The sequence below is a fragment of the Salinispora vitiensis genome (assembly GCF_000378825.1).
Taxonomy (GTDB): domain Bacteria; phylum Actinomycetota; class Actinomycetes; order Mycobacteriales; family Micromonosporaceae; genus Micromonospora; species Micromonospora vitiensis.
In genome coordinates, this window is record NZ_KB900388.1 from 3,922,772 (window position 1) to 3,945,329 (window position 22,558).

The following is a 22,558-nucleotide window of genomic DNA, read 5'->3' on the forward strand; positions in this document are numbered from 1 at the left end:
ACCTCCGTTGAGCCGCGTTCTGGTGGTCGAGGACGAGGAGTCGTTCTCCGATGCCCTGTCGTACATGCTCCGTAAGGAGGGCTTCGAGGTTTCGGTTGCCGCGACCGGCACCTCCGCCCTCACCGAGTTCGACCGGACCGGTGCCGACATCGTGCTGCTCGACTTGATGCTGCCCGAGATGTCCGGCACGGAGGTGTGTCGGCAGCTCCGGCAGCGGTCGCACGTGCCGATCATCATGGTCACCGCCCGGGACAGCGAGATCGACAAGGTGGTCGGGCTGGAGATCGGCGCCGACGACTACGTGACGAAGCCGTACTCGCCGCGGGAACTCGTCGCCCGGATCCGCGCGGTGCTGCGCCGCAAGAGCGGCGAGACGGTGGAGACCGGCGCGGCGACGTTGGCGGCGGGCCCGGTGCGGATGGACATCGAGCGGCACGTGGTCACCGTTGGCGGCGCCCCGGTGCAACTGCCGTTGAAGGAGTTCGAGCTGCTGGAGCTGCTGCTGCGCAACGCCGGTCGGGTGCTCACCCGGGGCCAGCTGATCGATCGGGTCTGGGGGGCCGACTACGTCGGCGACACGAAGACCCTCGACGTGCACGTCAAACGGCTGCGTTCCAAGGTCGAGCCGGAGCCGTCCGCTCCCCGCTACATCGTCACCGTGCGGGGCTTGGGCTACAAGTTCGAGCCGTGACCGGACACCCCCGCGGCGCCCGGCGGCGCTGAACGGCCCGGGCGCGGCCGGGCCTCGCGTTGAACGGGCGCGCCCCCCTCCCGCGCGTGGTCGTGGTGCGTGGTTAGTCCGGGTCGGCCGGATGCGGGGCGACCAGCCCGCGGCGGGCGCGGGCGGCACACAACGCGGCCAGCTCGGTGTACGCGGGCGCACCGATCAGGGCGGTCAGCTCGGGGGCGTACGAGACGTACATCGGTTCGGTCGCCACGTGCGCGTCCCGGGACGAGGTGCACCACCAGTCCAGGTCGTGCCCGCCGGCGCCCCAGCCGCGACGGTCGAACTCCCCGAGGGTGGAGAGCAGCACTTTGGTGCCGTCCGGGCGCTGGACCCACTCCTGCTCGCGGCGGACCGGCAGCTGCCAGCAGACATCCGGCTTGTACTCCAGCGGGTGGGCGCCGTCGCGGAGCGCCTGGGCGTGCAGGGCGCAGCCCGTCCCGCCGGGAAAGTCGGCGTCGTTGAGGAAGACGCAGGGGCCGTCGGGCCGGGTGGCCGTCCGTCGACCGGGGGTCTTCTCGTCAACGGTGTCGGTCTCGGTCCAGTTCTGGAAGCCCCGCCGGTGGTGCTGCCAGGTCTCCGGGGTCAGCCGCTTGACCGCCGATCGGACCCGCTGTTCGTCGTCGGAGTCGGTGAAGAACGCGCCGTGTGAGCAGCAGCCGTCGGCCGGGCGGTCGGCGCTGATGCCGTGACAGCCACGCCCGTAGACGCAGGTCCACCGGGACAGCAGCCAGGTCAGGTCGGCCCGGATCAGGTGGGTGTCGTCGGCCGGGTCGCCGAATTCGATCCACTCCCGGGGGAAGTCCAGCGGGACCTCCCGGCCGCGTGGATCGTTCGGCCGGGTACGGAGCTCGATCTGCCCTCTCACCTGACCAGCGTACGCGTCAGCGGATGGCTGGCCCGGCGCGCCGCGGCCGGGTGTTGCCTCTAGGGTTTGCCTCATGCGGCTGGGCGTCCTTGATGTTGGATCCAACACGGTGCACCTGCTGGTGGTGGACGCGCACCGGGGCGCACATCCCTGGCCGGCGCACTCCGAGAAGGCGGTGCTACGCCTGGCCGAGCAGATCGGCCCGGACGGCGCGCTCACCACCGCCGGTGCGGATTCCTTGGTGCGGGCGGTCGCGTCCGCGAAGGAGTCCGCGTTGGGGCTGGGCACCGACGATCTGATCGCGTTCGCCACCTCCGCGGTTCGGGACGCCACCAACTCGGTGGCGGTGTTGGCCCGGGTCCAGGCGGAGACCGGGGTTCGGCTGGAGGTCCTCACCGGCGCCGACGAGGCCCGGATGACCTTCCTCGCGGTGCGCCGCTGGTTCGGCTGGTCGGCCGGACGGCTGCTGGTGCTCGACATCGGCGGGGGCTCGCTGGAGATCGCGGCGGGCATCGACGAGGATCCGGATGCGGCGGTGTCGTTGCCGCTGGGCGCTGGCCGGCTCACCCGCCGCCAGCTCCAGGTCGCCGCGGGCAGCACCACCCCACCCGGGGCCGAGCAGGTGGAGCGGCTGCGGGCGTACGTGGACGGGCAGCTCGACGCGGTGGCCGGGGAGCTGAACAAGGTGGGCTGGGAGCGCCCGGTCGCCACCTCGAAGACCTTCCGGACCCTGGCCCGCCTCGCGGGGGCGGCTCCCTCCGGGGCGGGCGTCTGGGCCCGCCGTCGGCTCACCCGGTCCGGGCTACGGCAGGTGCTCGGGTTCATCCGGCACATTCCCCCGGCGCAGCTGGTCGAGCTGGGTGGGGTCAGCGCCGGCCGGGCGCATCAGCTGTTGGCCGGTGCGGTGGTCGCTGAGGCGGCGATGCGCCGGCTGGACATCAGCACCCTGGAGATCTGCCCGTGGGCGTTGCGGGAGGGGGTGATCCTGCGCCGCCTGGATCAGCTCGCACCGCTGTGACACTTTCTCGGCATCCGCGGTATTTGCCAGGGTTCGTCCTGAAGATCCCTATCGGTGCCCGCTACCCTCGATACCGTGCCCTCCCGAGTTCCGGTTCTCCTGTCTACCTCGTCGGTCTTCCCCGAGCGGACCGCGGCGGCTTTTCAGCTGGCCGCGACACTCGGCTACGACGGCGTCGAGGTGATGGTCTGGACCGATGCCGTCAGCCAGGACGCAGACGCGCTCGCCGGACTCGCCAAGCACTACGGCGTGCCGGTGCTCGCCGTGCACGCCCCGTGCCTGTTGGTTACCCAGCGGGTGTGGAGCGCCGACCCGTGGGAGCGGTTGCGCCGTTCCGGTGAGCTGGCCGAGGCGCTGGGCGCGCCGACCGTGGTGGTGCACCCCCCGTTCACCTGGCAGCGGGACTACGCCCGCAACTTTGCCGAGGGCCTAGCCGAGGTCACCGGGCGGTTCAGTGGCATCAGCTTTCCGGTCGAGAACATGTATCCGGTGCGGATGGCGGGGCGGCAGTTCGTTCCGTACGCCCCCGGGTGGGACCCGACCGGGACGGGATTCCCCACCTACACCCTTGACCTGTCGCACTGCGCCGCATCCCACACCGACGCGCTGGAGCTGGCCGACCGGATGGGCGCCGGCCTGGCCCACGTTCACCTGGGTGATGGCACCGGCGAGGGGCGCGACGAGCATCTCGTCCCCGGGCGCGGGACCCAGCCCTGCGCCGAGCTACTGCGCTCGCTCGCCGGCCGAGGTTTCACCGGCTCGGTGGCGGTGGAGGTGGCAACCCGGCGGGCGAAGAGCCGCGCGGTCCGGGAGGCGGACCTACGGGCGGCATTGGCCTTCGCCCGTCAGCACCTCGACTTCCCGGCCGCAACCCACACCGGGTCGGAACCGACACGGCCGGGCGACCGGGAAGCCGATGACTAGCCGGCGGAGCGTCCCCGGCGGAAGGCCGACGCTCAGCTGATCGCGGTCAGGTCGTCGGCCGGTGCGGTGGACTGCGCCGCCACCGTGACCCGGTCGCGGATCGCGGCCCGCTTGCGGGCCCGGTGCGCCGCGACGTGGGAGCGGGTGGCGCAGCGCTCCGAACAGAACCGCCGGCAGCAGTTCGACGAGGTGTCCAGGTAGACGTTGCCGCACCGCTCGTCCGCACAGACCCCGAAGCGGGCGCTGCCGTACTCACAGAGCCACACCGACAACCCCCAGACCGCACCGGCCAGGTACTCCGCACTCACCGAGGCGCCGCGGCTGGTGACGTGCATGTGCCAGTTACTGGAGTCATGCCCGGAGATGCGCGGCTGCACCGGGTACGCCTCCAGCAGGGCGTTCAGCTCGGCGACCGCGTGGATGTCCCGTCCGGAGGTGCCGTATTCGAAGACGTCGCGAAGTCGCTTCTGTGCCCGTCGAAAAATGGTGAGATCTCGCTCCGACACCGCGTCCCGCATCCACGAGATGTCGTCGGGGAAGAGCGAACGGAGGGCGTCGAGGTCGTCCAGCCGGATATTGATCAAATCGACTCCGGTCCGGGCGTACGCGTCGAAGTTCACGTCACCCACCGTAGACGACTTCCCGGGCATGCGGCGTGTCGATGTAGCGCGATGTGACGGCACCACCGTTTTGCCGCTAACAGCGTTACTCTTCGATCCATGCTGCGTACCGTAATTCTCGCTGCGGCCCGATCATCGCGGTGCGAGCGGCTCGTTGCGACATCCCCTTTCACCCGCGACGTGGTGCACCGGTTCGTCGCCGGCCCCCGGCCCGAGGACGCGTTGCGGGTCACCCGCGCCCTCGTCGCCGACGGGCTCACGGTCACCCTCGACAACCTCGGTGAGGACACGGTCACGCCCGAGCAGGCCAGCGCCGTTCGCGACGAGTACCTGGACCTGCTGGCGGTGCTCGCCGCCAACGGGCTCACCCCCGCCGCGGAGGTGAGTGTCAAGCTCTCCGCGCTCGGGCAGACCTTCGACGAGCAGCTCGCCTACGACAACGCCCGGGCGATCTGCGCGGCGGCCGAGGCCGGGGGCACCACGGTCACCCTCGACATGGAGGACCACACCACCACCGATTCCACCCTGGACATCCTCGACCAGCTGCGCGCGGACTATCCGTCCACTGGGGCAGTGCTCCAGGCGTACCTGCGCCGGACCGAGTCCGACTGCCGGCAGCTGGCCGGCGCCGGTTCCCGGGTTCGGCTCTGCAAGGGCGCGTACCGGGAGCCCGAGTCGGTTGCCTACCAGTCCGCCCGGGACGTGGACCGGTCCTACGTACGCTGCCTGAACATTCTGCTGGCCGGGGCCGGCTACCCGATGCTCGCCACGCACGACCCCCGCCTGATCGCGATCGGCGAGGACCGGGCCCGCTGGTTCGACCGGGGGCCGGGCCAGTTCGAGTTCCAGATGCTCTACGGCATCCGCTCCGCCGAACAGGCCCGCCTGATCGGCGACGGATACACCGTGCGCACGTACGTGCCGTACGGCGAGGAGTGGTTCGGCTATCTCATGCGTCGCCTGGCCGAGCGCCCCGCCAATCTGGGGTTTCTCGCCCGCGCCCTGATGGGCCGATAGCCAGGCCCGCGGCGGGGGGTCATGATCTACCGGTGTCGGGCCCCGGCGAGCGCCCTGACACACTGGTGCCCGCTCCCAGCACGGAGCCCCGGTCCGCGTCCGGAAGCGGCCCGGGGCGCTCGTCCGGTGGCACCGGTGGCGCCACCGGCGCCACCGGGCTCCGTGGGGACCGAGCGGCGCCGCTCGGCAGCTGAGGTGGGCCGCCAGGACTCCGCTGGTGTGAATCAGCACGGTTTGTCCGAAGGGATCGCGCTGGTCACATCGGCCCCGTTACCGTACTGATAACACGCGCGTCGCCGGTCCGGCGGAAGCCCCGTCGGGATTGCACGCGCCGGGCATGGGATTGGGTCGGTGAGCCATGGCCGGGTTGCGGTCCGACGGTCAGCTCTCGGGGGTCAGGTTTCTCACCGTCGCCGAGGTGGCGACGGTCATGCGGGTGTCGAAGATGACGGTCTACCGCCTGGTACACGGCGGCGAGCTCGCCGCGGTACGGGTCGGCCGGTCATTCCGCGTCCCCGAGCACGCGGTGCACGAGTACCTGCGTGGCGCCTTCCAGGAAACCGCCTGAGTCGGTGTTCGCGGGTGGGAAGCGGCCATGCTGACCGGCATCGAGGGGCCGCGTTGGTCCTGCTGATGCTTCCCGGCTACCCTGGACCCGACCGTGACCACAGATGCGCTCCGCCGCCCGTCCCGCAGGTCCGGTCCGTTGTCCGCAAGCGGACGCCGGTGTCATCCGGTCCGCCCCGCACATTGCATCGAAAGGCTGTCGTATGGGCTCGGTGGTCAAGAAGCGCCGCAAGCGCATGGCTAAGAAGAAGCACCGCAAGCTGCTGCGCAAGACCCGCGTCCAGCGTCGCCGTCTCGGCAAGTGAGTCGGTGCCGGGCTGGTCCCGGCACCGTTATCACTTGCCAGCTGTCGACCCTCGGAGGCTCGGGTGATCAAGCCGCGGATGTTCCGGCTCGATCCCGCCTGCCGGGGACGGTGTGCGGCATGACCCCCGGTGGCCCCTCCGGCGCCCCGGGGGTCGTTGTCGTGACCGGGGTCAGCCGCTACCTCGGCGCGCACGTCGCCGCGCGGCTCGCCGCCGACCCGCGGGTCGGGCGGGTGATCGGAGTCGATCCACCCGCTGCGGGTGGGGAGTTCACCGACCTGCTCAGCGGGGTCGAGCGGGTCCGGGTGGACGCGGGCTCGATCGGTGGTCTCCTCGCCGACCTCGACGTTGACGCCGTCGTGCACCTGGCCCTGGTCAGCGCTCCCGATCCACAGCACGGGGGCCGCGCGGCCATGAAGGAGCAGAACATCATCGGTACGATGCAGCTGCTGGCCGCCGCGCAGCACGCGCCCCGGTTGCGCAAGCTCGTCGTCCGTTCCTCGACCGCCGCCTACGGCGCGTCCTTCCGTGACCCGGCGGTCTTCACCGAGGAGACCGAGCCGCGGGAGGTGCCGCGCGGTGGCTTCGGCCGGGACATCCTGGACATCGAGGGGTACGTGCGAGGTTTTCGCCGCCGCCGCCCCGACGTCACCGCCACCGTGCTGCGGTTCGCGCCGTTCATCGGCTCGACCGCCGACACCACACTCACCCGCTACTTCGCCCAACCGCTGGTGCCCACCGTGTTCGGCCGCGACCCGCGGCTGCAGTTCCTGCACTTCGAGGACGCGCTGGAGGTGCTGCACCGCTCGGTCGTGCGGGACCATCCGGGCACCTACAACGTCGCCGGCTCCGGGGTGCTGGCGCTCTCCCAGGCCATTCGACGGGCCGGCCGGGTCGGGGTGCCGGTGCTGGAGCCCGGTCTGTCCGGGGCGGCCGCGCTGGCCCGTACGCTCGGCTTCGGCCGCTACGGGTTGGACCAGGTCGACCTCTTCGTGCACGGTCGGGTCGTGGACACCAGCCGGCTCCAGCGGGAGTACGGCTTCACCCCACGCTCGACCGCCGCCGCCTTCGACGACTTCATCCGCGCCCACCGGAACGGGATCGTGGTGACCCGGGAACGCCTCGCCGCCGCCGAGCAGCTGGTGCTCGACGGGGTCCGGCAGGTCCGCTCCGCTGCCGCTGGGGAGCGGTCTTGACCGGCGGGATGATCTCCGAACAGCCCGGCGATCACTGGGACCGGAAGGTGGCGAGCGGGCTGGCGTTTCTGCGCGGTCGCCTCGCCGGCGACTACGAGATCGACGAGTTCGGCTTCGACCCGCAGCTCACCACTTCCGTGTTTCATCCGCTGGTGCGGCTGCTCTACCGCGACTGGTTCCGCACCGAGGTCACCGGGCTGGAGCATGTGCCCGACGTGGGAGCCGGCCTCGTGGTGGCCAACCACTCCGGCACGGTGGCCCTGGACGCGCTGATCCTCTCGGCGATAATCCACGACCAGCACCCGCAGCGCCGGTTTCTTCGCCTGCTCGGCGCGGACCTCGTCTTCCGGATGCCGGTGGTGTCGGCGGTCGCCCGCAAGGGCGGCGGCACGGTCGCCTGCAACCCGGACGCCGAGCGGCTGCTCGACTCCGGTGAGCTGGTCGGCGTCTTCCCCGAGGGCTTCAAGGGCACCGGCAAGCTGTACGCGGAGCGCTACAAGCTACAACGGTTCGGTCGGGGTGGCTTCGTCTCCGCGGCGTTGCGGACGGGAACCCCGATCGTGCCGGTGGCGGTAGTCGGTGGCGAGGAGACCTACCCGATGCTCGCCGATGTGAAGCCCCTCGCCCGGCTGCTGAAGCTGCCATACTTCCCCGTCACGCCGACCTTCCCCTGGCTCGGCCCGCTGGGCGCGGTGCCGCTGCCGAGCAAATGGTTGATCGAGTTCTGCCCGCCGATCGCCACCGAGCACCTGACCGACTCGGCCGACGACCCGCTGGTCGTGTTCAACCTCGCCGACCAGGTGCGGGAGACCATTCAGCAGACCCTGCACCGGCTGCTGGAGCAGCGGCCGGACCCGTTCGGCCCCTGACCGGGGCACCACCGGCGGCGAGCCCGCGGGCGGGCAAATTCGGTTGCGATCGACTGGTGCCCTCGTACGGTGCTCGTTGTGCGCAGAGTCGTCGAGGCGGTCGTACCAGCTCGGTTGGGTAATGGGTTCCGTTGGCTGCTGGCGTCGTCGTGGGCGACGAACCTGAGCGACGGGATCGCGGTGGCGGCCGGGCCGCTGCTGGTGGCGTCGCTGACCACCAACCCGCTCCTGGTCGCCCTGGCGGCCCTGCTGCGGTGGGCGCCGCAGCTGGTCTTCGGCCTCTGGGCCGGGGTGCTCTCCGATCGTCTCGACCGGCGGCGCATCGTGCTGGTGGGGAACGCGGTCCGGGTCGGCGCACTGGGCGTGCTGTTCGGGGCGTTGGTGACCGACCGGGTGTCGGTGCCGGTGGTGCTGCTGACGCTGGCGCTGCTCGCCACCGCCGAGGTGTTCGTGGACAACACGACCGGGACGCTGACGCCGATGCTGGTGCGCCGGGAGGACCTGGCGATCGCCAACGCCCGCGTCCTGGCCGGGGGCATCACGCTGAACAAGCTGGCCGGCCCGGCGCTCGGGGCCGTGCTCTTCGCGGCCGGTCGGTCCTGGCCCTTCGCCACCAACACGCTTCTCCTCGCGGCCGGGCTGCTGTTGGTGTCCCGGGTGTCGCTGCCGCCGCGGGAGCGGGAATCGGCGGGTCAGCACCGTGATCTGCGCGGTGACATCGGGGCGGGGTTCCGCTGGGCCGTCCGTCATCCGGCCGTTCGGACGCTCTGCCTGACCGCCCTGTTCTTCAACATCACCTACGGCGCCGTCTGGTCCATCCTGGTGCTCTACGCCGAGGCGCGGCTCGGCCTCGGTGCCGTCGGCTTCGGCCTGATCAGTACGGCGATGGCGGCCGGTGGGCTGCTCGCCACCGTCGGGTACGGCTGGCTCACCCGTCGGGTGAGCCTCGGGGACATCATGCGGGCCGGGCTGATCATCGAAACGCTCACCCACCTCGGTCTCGCCGTCACCACCTCGCCCTGGGTCGCCTCGGCCATCCTCTTCGGTTTCGGGGCGCACGCGTTCGCCTGGGGCACCACCGCCCTGACCATTCGGCAGCGGGCGGTTCCGATCTACTTCCAGGGCCGGGTCAACAGCATCTACGGCATCAGCGCGTACGGCGGACTGGTTGTCGGCGCGGCGCTCGGCGGCCCGCTGGTCGCTCTGCTCGGGATGACCGGTCCATTCTGGTTCGCCTTCGCCGGCTCGGCGCTGCTCGTCGCGGTACTGTGGCGCCAGTTCGGCCACCTCGCCCACACCGAGGATCCGACGCCAACGCCGGTGCCGGTCGGGTCAGCCACCCACTGACGGCGGCGCGAGCGGGTTGGCGGGGGTGCTCACGTCCGGACGGACGAACGGCGGCGGTGCCGCGCCAGCCCCGCGGTGACCGCTCCGGCGACCAGCCCGACGGCGGCGGTGGACGGGACGGCGATCTTGACCGCCCGACGCCCGGTGCGGAAGTCCCGTACCTCCCATCCGCGTCGGCGGGCCTCCCGCAGCAGCGCGGAATCCGGGTTGACGGCGACCCCGCGGCCGGCCGCCGCGAGCATCGGCAGATCATTGGCGGAGTCGCTGTAGGCGGTGCAGCGGGAGAGGTCCAGCCCTTCCGCCGCGGCGAGTCGGGTCACCGCCTCCGCCTTCGCGGGCCCGTGCATCAGGTCACCGACCAGCCGCCCCGTGTAGGCGCCGTCAACCACCTCGGCCACCGTTCCGATGGCACCGGTGAGCCCCAGCCGGGCGGCGATCACCCGGCCGATCTCCACCGGCGCGGCGCTGACCAGCCAAACCCGTTGTCCGGCGTCGAGGTGGCCCTGGGCGAGCCGCCGCGCGCCGGCCCAGATCCGGGGCGCCATCAGCTCGTCGAAGATCTCCTCGGCGAGGCGCTCCACCTCCTCCACCTGCCAGCCCTCGACGAACGCGAGCGCGGCCTCCTTGACCTGCGACATGTCGCCGACATGCTCGGTGGCGAGTACCCGGAACCGCAGCTGCTGCCAGGCGAATCGGAGTAGGTCGCTGGTGGTGACGTAGTTGCGCGCGGCGAGTCCGCGGGCGAACCAGTAGATCGAGGCCCCCTGCATCAGGGTGTTGTCCACGTCGAAGAAGGCGGCCGCGGCCCGATCCGGCGGCGGAGTCGGTGCGGCGCTGGCCGAACCTCCCTCGGAGCTGGGACTGCGGGTGTCGGTGCTCACCGGCACCTTTCGGCTGGCCACGCGCTCCCCCTCCGGACGACCGGCGCACACCGTGCGCCACCTGGCGAGGGTAGCCGGGTGGCGCATCGGGGCGGGCCCGCAATCAGGCAATCGACCCGGGTGTGCGGTGGTTCGGTGCCAGCGGTTGGCGGCCCGTCTCGGCCGGCGTCAGCGGTTGGCGGGGCAGCTCGTCGGAGTGGGACCGAGCGCGTCGCTGCCGCTCGGCACGGGCAGGCCACAGTCGATGGCGGCGCGCAGCGCGTCCGAGCGCTCGAGGGCATCATCGAGAAGCGTGAGTGAATGCTCGGTGCGGTCGCGGTCCGCGCGGGGCCGCTCGCCCACGAGCTCGCCGACCGCCGTACGCTGCGCGGCGACGAAGGCGTCAACCACGTCCAGCGCGGTCCGGTCGGAAGCCTGCACCGCGGCGGTGGTGAGCAGGCGTACGCCCTGGCGGGTGTCGGCGTCCATATCGTCCAGGACCCCGCTGTAGCCGGCCCGGTCGTCGCGCAGCTGGGCCGCCTCGCTCAGGCGGGTCCGCGCGAAGTCCAGGAAGAGCTGCCCCCGGCTGTGGTCCGAGCCGGTCAACGCGAGCTGCGCACGCTCGGTCGACCGCTTCATCCCGTACAGCGCGTCGCCCGGTACCGCGTTCTCACTGGCCGCGGAGATGCCGGAGACGGCGACGGCGCCGGTCGCGACGCCGATCAGGATCGCGCCGCGGGCCCGGGCTCGCCGCGCGGTGACGGAGGGGAGGAGGAAGGAGCGGTTCGGCCCCTGGCGGTCTTCCGTCTGGTCGGTGGTGGCCGCCGGGGCGGGTCGGCCGAGGCCCTCGCGTTCGGCGGTGGCCAGCAGCATCGCCCGTAGGCCGGTCCGGAACTCGGCACTGACCTCGACCGTCGGGGCGGCGTCACCGAGTTGGTGCCCGACCGCGACGAGGTCGGTGAGCTGTTCGTCAAGCCGGGATCGGACGTGGTGTCGTCGGCCGCCGTTCGCTTCGTCGAGTAGTTGCGCGAAACGCTTGGCGCGCCGACGGGAGACAAAGAGGTCGCTGTTCACCGCTGGCACCTCCCTCGCTGGGCGCGGCCGGTTGGCCGCGATCGTCACCGACGACCGAGGACGGGTGGGCGTCGCGGGCGGCTCGGGGCCGGCAGCGGGGCCGGAACCGAGAACCCGGGGGACGCCGGGACTGCATCGGTCGCACCCGGATGAACGCGCCGCGCCGGGTCGGGGTTACGGGGCCAGTGGTGGAGAAAGCCCGGCAAGTGATCGGTGTCATTGGAGCTCGATGCGCCCGGGCGTCACCGCCGCTGCCAGCGTGGTTATGCCCGGAAGCCGTCCGGGAGGAGCCGGGCGAGGGCACGAACCGCCCGGTACTGCAGGGCCTTGATCGCGCCCTCGTTCTTGCCCATGGCCCGCGCCGTCTCCGCCACCGAGAAGCCTTGGAGGAAGCGCAGCACGATGCACTCCTGCTGCTCCGGGTTGAGCTGCTTGACCGCGCCGAGCAGGGTGACGTTGGTGATGTGCTCGACCACGGCCGCCTCGGGGCTGCCTTCCGGCCCCCGGTCTTCGCGTTCGGCGTCGAGGACGTCGCCGGTGGTCACCTCGAGCCGGTAGCGCCCGGACTTGAAGTGGTCCGCCACTAGGTTGCGGGCGATCGTCACCAGCCACGCCCCGAGGTCTCGGCCCTGCCAGGTGAAGCTACCGATTCGCTTCAGCGCCCGGAGGAAGGTGTCGGAGGTGAGGTCCTCGGCCAGCTGGCGGTTGCCGACCCGGAAGTAGACGAACCGGAAGACGGTGTCCACGTACCGGTCGTAGATCAGGCCGAAGGCTTCGGCTTCCCCGGCCTGTGCACGCTCGACCAGCGTCCAGATCTCGATCGCCGGGTCGGACGGGTCGGGGCGGCTCGGATAGCCGGTGGCGGGTGTGCTGGCGGGTAGTGCGGGCAGCACCGCCGTGTCGGTGCCGGTGGAGTCGGCGCTGGCGGGTGGGTCGGTACTCCGGCGGCCCTGTACGGGCATAGCCGGCCGGGCTGGCGAGGCGACCCGGGCCTCGATCGGTTTGGCGTTTGCACCCGGTGTCCCGCTCCGAACGGGGGTTTCGTTGGGGTGCGGACGGCTGCGGACCCCGTTTTCGCTCCAGGCGGCGAGCCGGCCGTCGTCCCGGGGCCCGCGGGGTGTCAGCCGTTCATTCGTCGCGGGTCGGGCGGGCGGGTCGCCCAGGCCAATTGGCCGCTGCGCGTAGCCGAAGGTCGTCATCGGGGCACCTCCGTCCCGCGGCCCGGGTCCCCGGTGAGTGGGGGCCGGTCGGGCACGCATGGTGTGGGTAGGGGGTTTGCCGGTACGCGGCAGCTCCCCTTGAGGTGCTGGTCCAATGCGCTGTCGGGCACGGGGGCCTCCTCGGGCTGAGGGGTTGTCGACTCACGGAAAACGGGGTGAGTCGACCCGAGTGATGATAGGGGTCAACGTCACCCGCGCGTGGCAAGTCCGTTACACAGGGCCAAAGTATTTCCGGTCGTGTCGCACTCCTGCCGGACCAGTTGTCCGTCGTGTGCGGTTGACTTTCGGATTCCCCGGTGTTTGGGGAGACGCCCAGGTAGTTCGGGGTGTGGATGATCGCGGCAGGGTGGGTGCCGGCCGGCGGAGGGGACGAGATGTGCGGCAGCGGTGGCTCGCGGCGGCAGGTGAAGGGTGCTATTTCTCTCACGGCAGGTGACGGTTGCTTGTACGGCACGTGACGGTCAAAGTCCCATTGGTAGGACGGGCCGAGGGTGGCCGCGACGCCCGGCGCGCCGCCGGGTAGCCGCCCCGTGCCGCGCTCTTCGGCGCCGGTGCCGGGGGTCGTTGCCCGTTGTGCCACACTCGACGGCTGGGCAGGAGGTGGTCGGCGCCGGTGCGAATGCTTCCCCGCGTGCGGTGAAGCTGGTGCCTGCCGGGTCACCGAGGTGTGGCGCAGGGCGGTACTGGGTGTGCCGCATCCCGCCAACGGCGAAACTGTCCACGCGTACGCGCCGCAAGACCCTGCTCCGGCCGTCGGGCCGGGGCCGTCCCCACGGAGGAGACCGATGCGTGAACCCCGCCTCACCCTGCTAACCCGGCCTGGTTGCCACCTTTGCGAAGACGCGAAGGCGGCGCTGGAACGGGTGGTGTCGGTCACCAACGACCGGTGGGTGGAGAAGGATGTCACCGGCGATGTGGAGCTGGAGCGCGAGTACGGGGACCGGCTGCCGGTGGTGCTGCTCGACGGCAAGGAGCACGGCTACTGGCGGGTCGAGGAGGAGCGGTTGCTCCGCGATCTGACCACTCCTCAGCTCTGAGGCTGCCCGGTAGGGTGCGGCGATGAGTTCTGCGCACCCGCACCTGGTCTGGGACTGGAACGGAACCCTGCTCAACGATCTGGACCTGATCGTGGCTTCGACCAATGTCGCCTTCGCCAGCGTCGGTGGGCCGGCGGTGACCGCCGACGAGCACCGGGTTCGGTTTCGTCGACCGATCGCCGACTACTACGCCGAGGTGCTCGGGCAGGCCGTGGACGAGGCGGCGTTCGGCCAGCTGGACAAGATCTTCCACGAGGCGTACCTGGACGAGCTGACCACCTGCGGGCTGGCACATGACGCGGTGGACGCGATTTCGTCCTGGCCCGGCAACCAGTCGTTGTTGTCCATGTGGTTCCACAAGGAGCTGGTGCCGACCGTGCAGACCTACGGACTGACCCGGCACTTCCTGCGGGTGGACGGGCTCCGGACCGAGGTGGGTGGGGACCGGAAGGCCGAGTCCCTGACCCGGCACCTGGCCGAGCTGGGGCTGGACGGCCGGGACGTGGTGCTGATCGGCGACTCGCTCGACGACGCCGAAGCGGCCCGATCGGTGGGTGGCCGCGCGGTCCTCTACGCCGGGGGTCTCACCGACCCCACCCGGTTGCGGGCCTCCGGCCATCCGGTCGCGGAGACCCTCACCGAGGCGGTCGCGCTGGCCCGCCCGCACTGATCATGCGCTCGACTCAGCCGCGCAGGTAGGCCAGGACCGCACGGACCCGGCGGTGCTGCTCGACGTCCGGTGGGAGATCGAGCTTGGTGAAGATGTTGCGGACGTGCTTCTCGACCGCCCCGTCGGTCACCACCAGCGTGCGGGCGATCGCGGTGTTGGAGTGGCCCTCGGCCATCAAGCCCAGTACCTCGCGTTCGCGCGGGGTCAGGTCCCGCAGGGGATCGTCGCGGCGGCGGCGGGCGAAGAGCTGGGTGATCACCTCGGGGTCGAGGACGGTGCCCCCGGCGGTGATTCGGACCAGCGCGTCGAGGAACTCGCCGATCGCGGCCACCCGGTCCTTGAGTAGGTAGCCGACCCCGGCCCCGGTGGCCAGCAGGTCGTCGGCGTAGGAGACCTCGACGTACTGGGAGAGCACCAGGATCGGCGTCGCTGGCACCAGCGCACGTGCCTGCACGGCGGCGCGGAGCCCTTCGTCGGTGTGGGACGGCGGCATTCGTACGTCAACGATCGACACGTCGGGGCGGTGGGTGACCACCGCCTGCACCAGGGCGTCGCCGTCACCGACGGCGGCCACCACCTGGTGGCCGCGTTCGGTGAGGAGCCGGATCAGCCCTTCTCGGAGCAGGACGGCGTCGTCAGCGATCACGATCCGCATGGCTGCAGTCCTACCACTTTCCGGTCGTCGCGGGGAGTTCGGCGCGGAGCTCGGTGGGGCCGCCGGCGGGGCTGGTCACCTGGAGTTGCCCGCCGGCGGCCCGGACCCGATCGGCGATGCCGACCAGCCCGTGCCCCTTGGCCAGGTGTGCGCCGCCCTGGCCGTCGTCGGCGATGCCGACCCGAAGCCGCCGCCCGGCCCGTTCCACGAACACCCGGCACTCGGTGGCCCGGCTGTGTTTGGCGACGTTGGTGAGCGCCTCGGCGACCACGAAGTACGCGGTGCTCTCCACGGCCGGGTCGAGCCGGCCGCCGGGTTCGCCGAGCCCGGCGTCCACCTGTAGCTCGATCGGGATCAGTCCGCGTCCGGCCAGCGCCGCGAGGGCGCTCGGTAGCCCGCGGTCAACCAGGATGGGCGGTGCGATGCCCCGGGACAGCGCACGCAGCTCGGTGAGGGTCTCCCGGGTTTGGTCAACCGCCTCGTCGAGTGTGTGCCCGGCCGCTACCGGGTTGTTGGTGAGCTGCTCGCGGGCCCGGCTGAGATCCATCGCCAGTCGGACCAGCCGTTGCTGCGGCCCGTCGTGGATGTCGCGCTCCAGCTTGCGCAGCGCGTGCGCCTCAGCGGAGGCGAATGCTCGTTTCTGTTCTTCGAGGGTGGTGATCCGGTTGCGCAACTCGGCCACGCCGGTGAGTAGGGCGCGGGCCAGGCCACCCTCGGTCCGCGCGCAGGCGCGGGCTACCAGCGGCAGGGTGAGCAGGGCGAAGAGACCGATGGCGGTGTTCAGGAAGATCCGGGCGCCGGTGCCGTCGCCCATCCCGAGGAGCTCGCTGAGGGACATACTGTCCGGGCCATACGGCAGATAGCGGTCATATACCCCGTACGACACGCCGGCGAGCGCCACCGCCCACCAGGTGACCAGGATGACGAAGGCCGGAGCCGCCACCAGTAGCTTGCTGAACGCGTGGAGCAGATCGAGCCAGGACTGCGGATCGCGTACCGGCGTCAGGGCCCGGCCCCAGAAGCCGGCAGCAGGATCGGGGCTCCGGTAGACCGGGCGGACCCGGGGCATCCTCAGCACCGAGGGCAGCCAGAGTCGTTCGAGATCGGCCAGGACCCGTACGGCGTAGAGCGTTCCGGTCAGGATCGGCAGGCCCAGCGTGGTCACCAGCAGGCCGAGGCTGAGGGAGATCCCGGTGGCGGCCAGCACGATGCCCACCAGGGCGAGGGGCAAGCCGGAGAGGACGTAGCCGACGTCGCGCAGGAGCTGGCGGAGCAGGGTGCGTGGCGGGCTGGAGGTGGGGGTGGCGGCCACGCGTGCAGCGGTCATGCCCCGAGGCTAGGCAGTGGGACCGAACCCGCCCATCCTGCACGCCGCCGAATGTCTGGAGGTGCTGGCGCTACCACCCCGGGGGAGGGCTAGCACGGCCGGGGAGGTTGCGGGTGCTACCACGCCGGTCGGGAAGTGGGCGACGCGCGCCCGTGTGATTGGTCAGAGAAGTCGTAATTGAGCAATAATCGCCGGACGGCGTGGGCGGAGTCGAGACATTGATCTTGTGGAACGGGGGGACGGGTGGAGTCGCGTCGTGGGCGACCAAGATCGCGATTTGTGCGTGTCTTCACAAGCGCTTACTCTGTAGTTCCGACCCGCCCCGCTAGCACAGCCGGTCTCCTCGGTGGCCAGCGGGAGTCCCGACCCGGCCCGGCGGAGTTGGCCCAGGATCCCACTGCACGGAGTTTCATGAGTCAGCACCGTCCGCCCGGCGCGCCCGAACGCCCGGTCGCCGTGCCGGCGTTGCCGGACCTGCCGGAGGCGACCGTCGCCCGGCTCCCCGAGTACCTCCGCGCCCTGCACAACCTGGCCGAAAACGGTCACGAGACAGTTTCCAGTGAGTGGTTGGCCGGGGCCGCGGGAGTCAACTCCGCCAAGCTCCGCAAAGATCTTTCGCACCTCGGTTCCTACGGCACCCGGGGCGTCGGCTACGACGTGGCCCTGCTGATCGATCAGATCGAGTACGTACTGGGGCTCACTCAGCGCCGGTCCGTCGCCCTGGTCGGGGTGGGTAATCTCGGTCATGCCCTCGCTGGCTACGACGGTTTCGCCACCCGTGGCTTCCGCATCGCCGCGCTCTTCGACGCCGACCCCGTACGGGTCGGTGAGGAGATCAACGGTCTGGTCGTCCGGCATGTGGACGAGTTGTCCCGGGTCGCCACCGAGGAGTCGATCGCGATCGGCGTGATCGCCACCCCGGCCGCCGCCGCGCAGCGGGTCGCCGACCGACTGGTCGCCGGCGGAGTCACCAGCATCCTGAACTTCGCGCCCTGCGTGCTGACCGTGCCCGACGGGGTTGACGTCCGTAAGGTCGACCTCGCCATCGAGCTGCAGATCCTGTCCTTCCACGAGCACCGCAAGGCGTCCCGGACCGCACTCCCCGCCGTCGGCGAGGCCGCCCTCCCCCCATTGCCGGGTAGCCTCGCCGCCACCAACCCCCAGGAGGCGATCGGCACGTGAAACTGCTCGTCGTCGGCGCGTCTTACCGCACCGCCCCGGTCGCCGCCCTGGAGCGACTCGCGGTCGCCCCCGCCGACCTTCCCCGTGTCCTGACCCGCCTGGTGGCGCAGCCGTACGTGAGTGAGGCGGTGCTCGTCTCCACCTGTAACCGGGTGGAGGTGTACGCCGTCGTCTCCGGATTCCACGGCGGCCTGGGTGACATCTGCACTGTCCTGGCCGAGTCGACCGGCTGCCAGCCGGCGGCCCTCGCCGACCACCTGTACGTGCACTTCGACGTCGCGGCGGTCAACCACGTCTTCCGGGTCGTCACCGGGCTGGACTCCATGGTTGTGGGTGAGGCCCAGATCCTCGGCCAGCTCCGCGAGGCGTACCACCGGGCAGCGGAGGCCGACACCGTTGACCGTCTGCTGCACGAGCTGATGCAGCAGGCGCTCCGGGTGGGGAAGCGGGCCCGCTCCGAGACCGGCATCGACCGGGCCGGGCAGAGCGTCGTCACGGCCGCGCTCGGCCACGCCACCGAGCTGCTCGACAGTGACCTGGCCGGCCGTCCCGCGCTGGTCGTGGGGGCGGGAGCGATGGGCTCGCTGGGCGTGGCCACCCTCACCCGGTTGGGTGCCGGGCCGGTCACCGTGACCAACCGGGGCGCCGACCGGGCCGCCCGGCTGGCCGGCTCGTACGGCGCGACTGCCGTACCGATCGCCGACCTCACCGAGACGCTTTCCACAGTGGATATCGTAGTGGCTGCCACGGCCGCCCCCGAGGCGGTCCTCACCCGCGCGGTGGTGGCTCCGGCACTCACTGGTCGAGACCCGTCCCGGGGGCCGCTGGTCCTGCTGGACCTGGCTGTCCCGCGCGACGTCGAGCCCGGCGTGGCCGACCTGCCCGGCGTCCGGGTGATCGACATCGACCGGATGGCGGCACTGGTCGCCGACGGCCCCGTCGCCGCCGACGTCGCCGCGGTGGAGCAGATCGTCGCCGCCGAGGTCAACGCCTTCCTCACCTGGCTGCGGGGGGCTGACGTCGCGCCGACCGTGGCCGCCCTGCGGGGCCGTGCCGACGACGTGGTCACGGCCGAGTTGGGGCGGCTCGCCCAGCGTTGTCCGGACCTGACCGACAACCAGCGGGCCGAGGTCGCCCGGACGGTGCACCGGGTCGTCCAGCGGCTGCTGCACCAGCCGACCGTACGGGTCCGCCAGCTCGCTGCCGAGCCCGGCGGCGACCAGTACGCGGCGCTGCTGCGTGAGCTCTTCGACCTGGAGGTGCCGCAGACCTCCCCGGTCGGCACCGTCCCCGACGTGATGGCGCCCGACGTTGACCCCCAACTCGGCGGTGACGCCGATCCGCTCCCCACCGGAGGTGAGTGATGAAGGTCCCCCTACGCCTCGGTACTCGGGGCAGCGCCCTGGCGATGGCCCAGTCCGGGCAGGTCGCGAAGGCCCTCACCGCGGCCACCGGCACCCCGGTGGAGCTGGTCGAGGTGGTGACCACCGGCGACCGCTCCGCGGCCCCGGTGCACCAGCTCGGTGTCGGCGTGTTCGTCTCCGCGCTGCGGGACGCCCTCGCCGCGGGCACCATCGACTTCGCGGTGCACTCGTACAAGGACCTGCCGAGCGCGGCGGCCCCCGGTCTGTACGTCGCGGCCGTCCCACCCCGGCAGGACCCGCGGGACGCGCTCGTGGCCACCGGCGGCCGTACCCTCGCCGAGCTGCCGCCCGGCGCCCGGGTCGGCACCGGTGCGTTGCGTCGCATCGCCCAGCTGCACGCGCTCGGGCTTCAGCTCGAGGTCCAGCCGATCCGGGGTAACGTCGGTACCCGGCTGGCGCGCGTGCTCGGGCCGGAGGCCGACCTGGACGCGGTGGTCCTGGCGCGGGCCGGGCTGGCCCGCCTGGATCGCGCCGACACGATCACCGAGACGCTCGACCCGATGCTGATGCTGCCCGCTCCCGCTCAGGGCGCGCTGGCGGTGGAGTGTCGGTCCGACGATTCGGCTCTGGTCGAGCTGCTCGCGGTACTCGACCATGCACCGTCCCGCGCCACGGTCGTGGCGGAGCGGGCGCTGCTCGCCACCCTGGAGGCCGGGTGCAGTGCCCCGGTCGCCGCCTACGCCGAACTCGCCGAAGGCGACGTCGGTGAAGAGATCTACCTGCGCGGGGCGGTGATCAGTCCGGACGGCACTCGTGACCTCCGGCTGTCCCGCACCGGAACGCCCGCCGACGCGGTGGAGATCGGTAAGGCCCTCGCCACTGATCTGCTCGACCTCGGCGCCGACTCGATCCTCGGCCAGCAACGGAACCTTGGCCCGGGGACCCAGCAATTTGGGAGCACAGTATGACCCGCACCCGTAAGCCCGTAGGCCGCATCGCGTTCGTCGGGGCCGGCCCCGGCGATCCGGGCCTGCTGACCCGCCGGGGATACGACGCCCTGGTCAGCGCCGACCAGGTGGTATACGACCGGGGAGTCCCCGAGGCGTTGCTCGACGTCGTCCGCGCCCAGGCGAAGCAGGAGGCTCAGCTAACCCTGGCCGAGGGCGGATCGGGCGACGTGGCGAAGGCCCTGATCTCGGCGGCCCGTTCCGGGCTGAACGCGGTGCACCTAGTCGCCGGTGATCCGTTCGGCCACGAGGCGGTGGTCCGGGAGGTGCAGGCGGTCGCCCGAACCGCCGGCCAGTTCGAGGTGGTCCCGGGCATCGGCCAGGCTGAGGGAGTGGCGACCTACGCGGGGGTGCCGCTGCCCGGGGTCCGGACGGCGGCCGACGTCGAAGACGTCACCACGCTCGACTTCGAGGCGCTGGCCGCCGCCGTCACCCGGGGACCGTTGGCCCTCGCGGTGGACGCCGGGGATCTCGCCGCGATCCGGGACGGGCTGCTCGCCGCCGGAGTCGACGACGCGACCGTGGTCGGCGTGACCGGGGACGGCACCGGCGAGACCCAGTACACGACCACGTCAACGGTGGACTCCTTCGTCGCGGCGGCGCTCGGGTTCACCGGCCGGGTGGTGCTCACCCTCGGCGAGGGCGTCGGCCAGCGGGACAAGCTCAGCTGGTGGGAGAACCGCCCGCTGTACGGCTGGAAGGTGCTGGTCCCGCGGACCAAGGAGCAGGCGGGGGTGATGAGCGCCCGACTGCGCGCGTACGGCGCGATCCCCTGCGAGGTGCCGACCATCGCGGTGGAGCCGCCGCGTACCCCCGCGCAGATGGAGCGGGCGGTCAAGGGACTGGTCGACGGCCGGTACGCCTGGGTGATCTTCACGTCGGTGAACGCGGTCCGCGCGGTCTGGGAGAAGTTCGCCGAGCACGGCCTCGACGCCCGTCACTTCGGCGGCGTGAAGATCGCCTGCATCGGCGAAGCGACCGCCGACGCGGTGCGCGCCTTCGGGATCCGGCCGGAGCTGATCCCCACCGGGGAGCAGTCCTCGGAGGGGCTGCTGGCCGAGTTCTCGCCGCACGACGAGGTGCTCGACCCGGTCGGTCGGGTGCTGCTGCCGCGCGCCGACATCGCCACCGAGACGCTTGCCGCCGGGCTCACCGAGCGCGGCTGGGAGGTTGACGACGTGACCGCCTACCGGACGGTTCGGGCGGCGCCGCCGCCGGCCGAGATCCGCGACGCGATCAAGTCGGGTGGGTTCGACGCGGTGCTCTTCACCTCCTCGTCCACGGTCCGGAATCTGGTCGGCATCGCCGGGAAGCCGCACGCGCGTACCGTTGTTGCGGTTATTGGGCCCAAGACGGCGGAGACCGCTACCGAGTTCGGCCTTCGGGTTGATGTGCAGCCGCCGCACGCCTCGGTCCCCGACCTGGTGGAGGAGCTGGCCGGCTACGCCGTCGAGCTGCGCGAGAAGCTCGCCGCGATGCCGGCGAAGCAGCGGCGCGGCTCGAAGGTGCAGGGGCCGACCGCCCTCCGGTTCCGCTGACCCTGGAGGACCCCGTGCCGTACCCCGAGCATCGACCCCGGCGGCTGCGTCGCAGCCCGGCCCTGCGGCGGCTGGTCGCCGAGACCCGGCTCGACCCGGCCGAGCTGGTCGTGCCGCTGTTCGTCAAGGAGGGGTTGACCGAGCCCCGGTCCGTGCCGTCCCTGCCGGGGGTGCTCCAGCACTCCCGGGAGTCGCTGCGCAAGGCAGCGGTCGCGGCGGTCCAGGCCGGGGTCGGCGGGATCATGCTCTTCGGGGTGCCGGCCGAACGGGACGAGCTCGGCTCCGGCGGGACCAAGCCGAACGGCATCCTGAACGCCGCCATCCGGGACGTCGTCTCCGAGGTGGGCGATGCCACCGTGGTGATGAGCGACCTCTGCCTGGACGAGTTCACCTCGCACGGGCACTGCGGTGTGCTGGCGCCCGACGGGTCGGTGGCGAACGACGCCACCCTCGCCGCGTACGCGGACATGGCGGTGGCGCAGGCGCAGGCCGGGGTACACGTGGTCGGGCCGTCCGGAATGATGGACGGCCAGGTCGGCGTGGTCCGGCGGGCGTTGGACGCCGCCGGTCACCAGGACGTGGCCATCCTCGCCTACGCGGTGAAGTACGCGTCCGCGTTCTTCGGCCCGTTCCGGGACGCGGTGGAGTCGACGCTGGACGGCGACCGTCGGACCTATCAGCAGGATCCGGCGAACCTGCGGGAGTCCCTGCGCGAGGTGGCGCTGGACGTGGCCGAGGGCGCCGACATGGTGATGGTCAAGCCGGCGCTGCCGTACCTCGACGTGGTCGCCGCGGTCCGGGCCGCCGTTGACGTGCCGGTCGCCGCCTACCAGGTCTCCGGCGAGTACGCGATGGTCGAGGCGGCTGCCGCGAACGGCTGGATTGACCGCGAGCAGACGATGCTGGAGACGCTCACCTCGATCCGTCGGGCCGGAGCCGAGATCATCCTCACCTACTGGGCGGTCGAGGCCGCGCAGCTGCTGCGTCAGCGCTACTGACGCCGCGCCCGGTCGGCCCGCCGTCGCGCCCGGTCGGCCCGCCGTCGCGCCCGGTCGGCCCGCCGTCGCGCCCGGCCGGCCCGCCGTCGCGTCCGGCCGCCGGCAGCCCGGTCCCCAGCACCGGAACGGCCCGTCGGCCCGGTCGAGTACCGGGCCGGCGGGCCGTGACGC

General features: G+C 71.8%; 23 protein-coding genes and 1 pseudogene. 17 read left to right on the top strand and 7 right to left on the bottom strand.

Annotation, left to right across the window (positions count from 1 at the left end):
- Positions 1 to 7: 7 nt before the first annotated feature.
- Positions 8 to 691 carry a response regulator transcription factor gene (locus SALPAC2_RS0118565; RefSeq protein WP_018218139.1) on the top strand — a complete coding sequence of 228 codons (684 nt, stop codon included), beginning with the start codon at positions 8 to 10 and terminating at the stop codon, positions 689 to 691.
- 103 nt (positions 692 to 794) lie between these two features.
- Here SALPAC2_RS0118565 and SALPAC2_RS0118570 read toward each other — a convergent pair whose 3' ends face one another.
- Entirely contained in the window at positions 795 to 1,592 is a 798-nt protein-coding gene (locus SALPAC2_RS0118570; protein WP_018218140.1) for a hypothetical protein, read from the bottom strand.
- A 73-nt stretch (positions 1,593 to 1,665) separates the two neighbouring features.
- Between SALPAC2_RS0118570 and SALPAC2_RS0118575 the strand changes: the two genes are divergently transcribed.
- Both SALPAC2_RS0118575 and SALPAC2_RS0118580 read left to right on the top strand, forming a co-directional pair.
- Positions 1,666 to 2,610: a Ppx/GppA phosphatase family protein gene (locus tag SALPAC2_RS0118575; protein WP_018218141.1), complete on the top strand. Its 945-nt coding sequence runs from the start codon at positions 1,666 to 1,668 to the stop codon at positions 2,608 to 2,610.
- Between the two features lie 75 nt (positions 2,611 to 2,685).
- Positions 2,686 to 3,534, top strand: a complete 849-nt coding sequence (locus SALPAC2_RS0118580; RefSeq protein ID WP_026184882.1) for a sugar phosphate isomerase/epimerase family protein — start codon at positions 2,686 to 2,688, stop codon at positions 3,532 to 3,534.
- A 32-nt stretch (positions 3,535 to 3,566) separates the two neighbouring features.
- Here the strand turns inward: SALPAC2_RS0118580 and SALPAC2_RS0118585 are convergent, their stop codons facing one another.
- A complete protein-coding gene (locus SALPAC2_RS0118585) occupies positions 3,567 to 4,154 on the bottom strand; it encodes a CGNR zinc finger domain-containing protein (protein WP_026184883.1) in 588 nt (195 codons plus the stop codon).
- Between the two features lie 99 nt (positions 4,155 to 4,253).
- Between SALPAC2_RS0118585 and SALPAC2_RS0118590 the strand changes: the two genes are divergently transcribed.
- The 7 genes and pseudogenes from SALPAC2_RS0118590 to SALPAC2_RS0118615 all read left to right on the top strand — a co-directional run bounded on the left by SALPAC2_RS0118590 (position 4,254) and on the right by SALPAC2_RS0118615 (position 9,455).
- Positions 4,254 to 5,171, top strand: coding sequence for a proline dehydrogenase family protein (locus SALPAC2_RS0118590; protein ID WP_026184884.1), 918 nt, complete (start codon positions 4,254 to 4,256; stop codon positions 5,169 to 5,171).
- Positions 5,172 to 5,185: 14 nt separating this feature from the next.
- A pseudogene (locus SALPAC2_RS26370) lies at positions 5,186 to 5,365 on the top strand (ABC transporter ATP-binding protein); the annotation flags it as partial.
- Between the two features lie 164 nt (positions 5,366 to 5,529).
- Positions 5,530 to 5,739 (top strand): helix-turn-helix domain-containing protein, encoded by a 210-nt coding sequence (locus SALPAC2_RS0118595; protein WP_018218145.1) that lies wholly within the window; start codon positions 5,530 to 5,532, stop codon positions 5,737 to 5,739.
- 202 nt (positions 5,740 to 5,941) lie between these two features.
- On the top strand, positions 5,942 to 6,043 hold the full coding sequence (locus SALPAC2_RS26375; protein WP_007465623.1) for a 30S ribosomal protein bS22: 102 nt from the start codon (positions 5,942 to 5,944) through the stop codon (positions 6,041 to 6,043).
- 119 nt (positions 6,044 to 6,162) lie between these two features.
- Entirely contained in the window at positions 6,163 to 7,239 is a 1,077-nt protein-coding gene (locus tag SALPAC2_RS0118605; RefSeq protein WP_018218146.1) for an NAD-dependent epimerase/dehydratase family protein, read from the top strand.
- An 8-nt stretch (positions 7,240 to 7,247) separates the two neighbouring features.
- On the top strand, positions 7,248 to 8,108 hold the full coding sequence (locus SALPAC2_RS0118610; RefSeq protein ID WP_018218147.1) for a lysophospholipid acyltransferase family protein: 861 nt from the start codon (positions 7,248 to 7,250) through the stop codon (positions 8,106 to 8,108).
- A gap of 69 nt (positions 8,109 to 8,177) precedes the next feature.
- Positions 8,178 to 9,455 (top strand): MFS transporter, encoded by a 1,278-nt coding sequence (locus SALPAC2_RS0118615; RefSeq protein WP_033661803.1) that lies wholly within the window; start codon positions 8,178 to 8,180, stop codon positions 9,453 to 9,455.
- 29 nt (positions 9,456 to 9,484) lie between these two features.
- Here the strand turns inward: SALPAC2_RS0118615 and SALPAC2_RS0118620 are convergent, their stop codons facing one another.
- From SALPAC2_RS0118620 to SALPAC2_RS0118630, 3 genes are all read right to left on the bottom strand, one after another.
- A complete protein-coding gene (locus SALPAC2_RS0118620) occupies positions 9,485 to 10,357 on the bottom strand; it encodes an HAD family hydrolase (protein ID WP_018218149.1) in 873 nt (290 codons plus the stop codon).
- Between the two features lie 147 nt (positions 10,358 to 10,504).
- Complete coding sequence (locus SALPAC2_RS0118625; protein ID WP_018218150.1) at positions 10,505 to 11,389, bottom strand: DUF5667 domain-containing protein; 885 nt, start codon at positions 11,387 to 11,389, stop codon at positions 10,505 to 10,507.
- A gap of 263 nt (positions 11,390 to 11,652) precedes the next feature.
- Positions 11,653 to 12,588 (bottom strand): ECF subfamily RNA polymerase sigma factor, BldN family, encoded by a 936-nt coding sequence (locus SALPAC2_RS0118630; protein WP_018218151.1) that lies wholly within the window; start codon positions 12,586 to 12,588, stop codon positions 11,653 to 11,655.
- An 806-nt stretch (positions 12,589 to 13,394) separates the two neighbouring features.
- Between SALPAC2_RS0118630 and SALPAC2_RS0118635 the strand changes: the two genes are divergently transcribed.
- Positions 13,395 to 13,646 (top strand): glutaredoxin family protein, encoded by a 252-nt coding sequence (locus tag SALPAC2_RS0118635; RefSeq protein ID WP_018218152.1) that lies wholly within the window; start codon positions 13,395 to 13,397, stop codon positions 13,644 to 13,646.
- Positions 13,647 to 13,668: 22 nt separating this feature from the next.
- The gene (locus SALPAC2_RS0118640) at positions 13,669 to 14,316 is read left to right on the top strand and encodes an HAD family hydrolase (protein WP_018218153.1); all 648 of its coding nucleotides are present in this window, start codon (positions 13,669 to 13,671) and stop codon (positions 14,314 to 14,316) included.
- Between the two features lie 13 nt (positions 14,317 to 14,329).
- On the opposite strand, the gene SALPAC2_RS0118645 is transcribed toward SALPAC2_RS0118640, so the two are convergent.
- Positions 14,330 to 14,971, bottom strand: coding sequence for a response regulator transcription factor (locus SALPAC2_RS0118645; RefSeq protein ID WP_018218154.1), 642 nt, complete (start codon positions 14,969 to 14,971; stop codon positions 14,330 to 14,332).
- 10 nt (positions 14,972 to 14,981) lie between these two features.
- Entirely contained in the window at positions 14,982 to 16,298 is a 1,317-nt protein-coding gene (locus SALPAC2_RS0118650; protein ID WP_018218155.1) for a sensor histidine kinase, read from the bottom strand.
- 411 nt (positions 16,299 to 16,709) lie between these two features.
- Here SALPAC2_RS0118650 and SALPAC2_RS0118655 point away from each other — a divergent pair, with 411 nt between their 5' ends.
- From SALPAC2_RS0118655 to hemB, 5 genes are read left to right on the top strand one after another with little or no spacing between them, the layout of a single operon-like run.
- Complete coding sequence (locus SALPAC2_RS0118655) at positions 16,710 to 17,480, top strand: redox-sensing transcriptional repressor Rex (RefSeq protein ID WP_018218156.1); 771 nt, start codon at positions 16,710 to 16,712, stop codon at positions 17,478 to 17,480.
- Positions 17,477 to 18,844: a glutamyl-tRNA reductase gene (locus tag SALPAC2_RS0118660; RefSeq protein WP_018218157.1), complete on the top strand. Its 1,368-nt coding sequence runs from the start codon at positions 17,477 to 17,479 to the stop codon at positions 18,842 to 18,844. The genes SALPAC2_RS0118655 and SALPAC2_RS0118660 overlap by 4 nt, the downstream gene beginning before the upstream one ends.
- Complete coding sequence (hemC, locus tag SALPAC2_RS0118665) at positions 18,844 to 19,812, top strand: hydroxymethylbilane synthase (protein ID WP_018218158.1); 969 nt, start codon at positions 18,844 to 18,846, stop codon at positions 19,810 to 19,812. Before SALPAC2_RS0118660 ends, hemC begins: the two co-directional genes overlap by 1 nt.
- Complete coding sequence (locus SALPAC2_RS0118670) at positions 19,809 to 21,389, top strand: bifunctional uroporphyrinogen-III C-methyltransferase/uroporphyrinogen-III synthase (protein ID WP_018218159.1); 1,581 nt, start codon at positions 19,809 to 19,811, stop codon at positions 21,387 to 21,389. The genes hemC and SALPAC2_RS0118670 overlap by 4 nt, the downstream gene beginning before the upstream one ends.
- A 14-nt stretch (positions 21,390 to 21,403) precedes the next feature.
- Positions 21,404 to 22,387 (top strand): porphobilinogen synthase, encoded by a 984-nt coding sequence (gene hemB, locus SALPAC2_RS0118675; protein ID WP_018218160.1) that lies wholly within the window; start codon positions 21,404 to 21,406, stop codon positions 22,385 to 22,387.
- Positions 22,388 to 22,558 lie beyond the last annotated feature (171 nt).

What these genes read in the sequence shown, in the direction of transcription:
- SALPAC2_RS0118650 (WP_018218155.1), bottom strand. Translation starts at nt 16,298, where the DNA reads ATGACCGCTGCACGCGTGGCCGCCACCCCCACCTCCAGCCCGCCACGC.
- SALPAC2_RS0118645 (WP_018218154.1), bottom strand. Translation starts at nt 14,971, where the DNA reads ATGCGGATCGTGATCGCTGACGACGCCGTCCTGCTCCGAGAAGGGCTG.
- SALPAC2_RS0118670 (WP_018218159.1), top strand. Translation starts at nt 19,809, where the DNA reads ATGACCCGCACCCGTAAGCCCGTAGGCCGCATCGCGTTCGTCGGGGCC.
- SALPAC2_RS0118605 (WP_018218146.1), top strand. Translation starts at nt 6,163, where the DNA reads ATGACCCCCGGTGGCCCCTCCGGCGCCCCGGGGGTCGTTGTCGTGACC.
- SALPAC2_RS0118640 (WP_018218153.1), top strand. Translation starts at nt 13,669, where the DNA reads ATGAGTTCTGCGCACCCGCACCTGGTCTGGGACTGGAACGGAACCCTG.
- SALPAC2_RS0118635 (WP_018218152.1), top strand. Translation starts at nt 13,395, where the DNA reads ATGCGTGAACCCCGCCTCACCCTGCTAACCCGGCCTGGTTGCCACCTT.
- SALPAC2_RS0118610 (WP_018218147.1), top strand. Translation starts at nt 7,248, where the DNA reads ATGATCTCCGAACAGCCCGGCGATCACTGGGACCGGAAGGTGGCGAGC.
- SALPAC2_RS26375 (WP_007465623.1), top strand. Translation starts at nt 5,942, where the DNA reads ATGGGCTCGGTGGTCAAGAAGCGCCGCAAGCGCATGGCTAAGAAGAAG.
- SALPAC2_RS0118590 (WP_026184884.1), top strand. Translation starts at nt 4,254, where the DNA reads ATGCTGCGTACCGTAATTCTCGCTGCGGCCCGATCATCGCGGTGCGAG.
- SALPAC2_RS0118630 (WP_018218151.1), bottom strand. Translation starts at nt 12,588, where the DNA reads ATGACGACCTTCGGCTACGCGCAGCGGCCAATTGGCCTGGGCGACCCG.
- SALPAC2_RS0118595 (WP_018218145.1), top strand. Translation starts at nt 5,530, where the DNA reads ATGGCCGGGTTGCGGTCCGACGGTCAGCTCTCGGGGGTCAGGTTTCTC.
- SALPAC2_RS0118655 (WP_018218156.1), top strand. Translation starts at nt 16,710, where the DNA reads ATGAGTCAGCACCGTCCGCCCGGCGCGCCCGAACGCCCGGTCGCCGTG.
- SALPAC2_RS0118575 (WP_018218141.1), top strand. Translation starts at nt 1,666, where the DNA reads ATGCGGCTGGGCGTCCTTGATGTTGGATCCAACACGGTGCACCTGCTG.
- hemC (WP_018218158.1), top strand. Translation starts at nt 18,844, where the DNA reads ATGAAGGTCCCCCTACGCCTCGGTACTCGGGGCAGCGCCCTGGCGATG.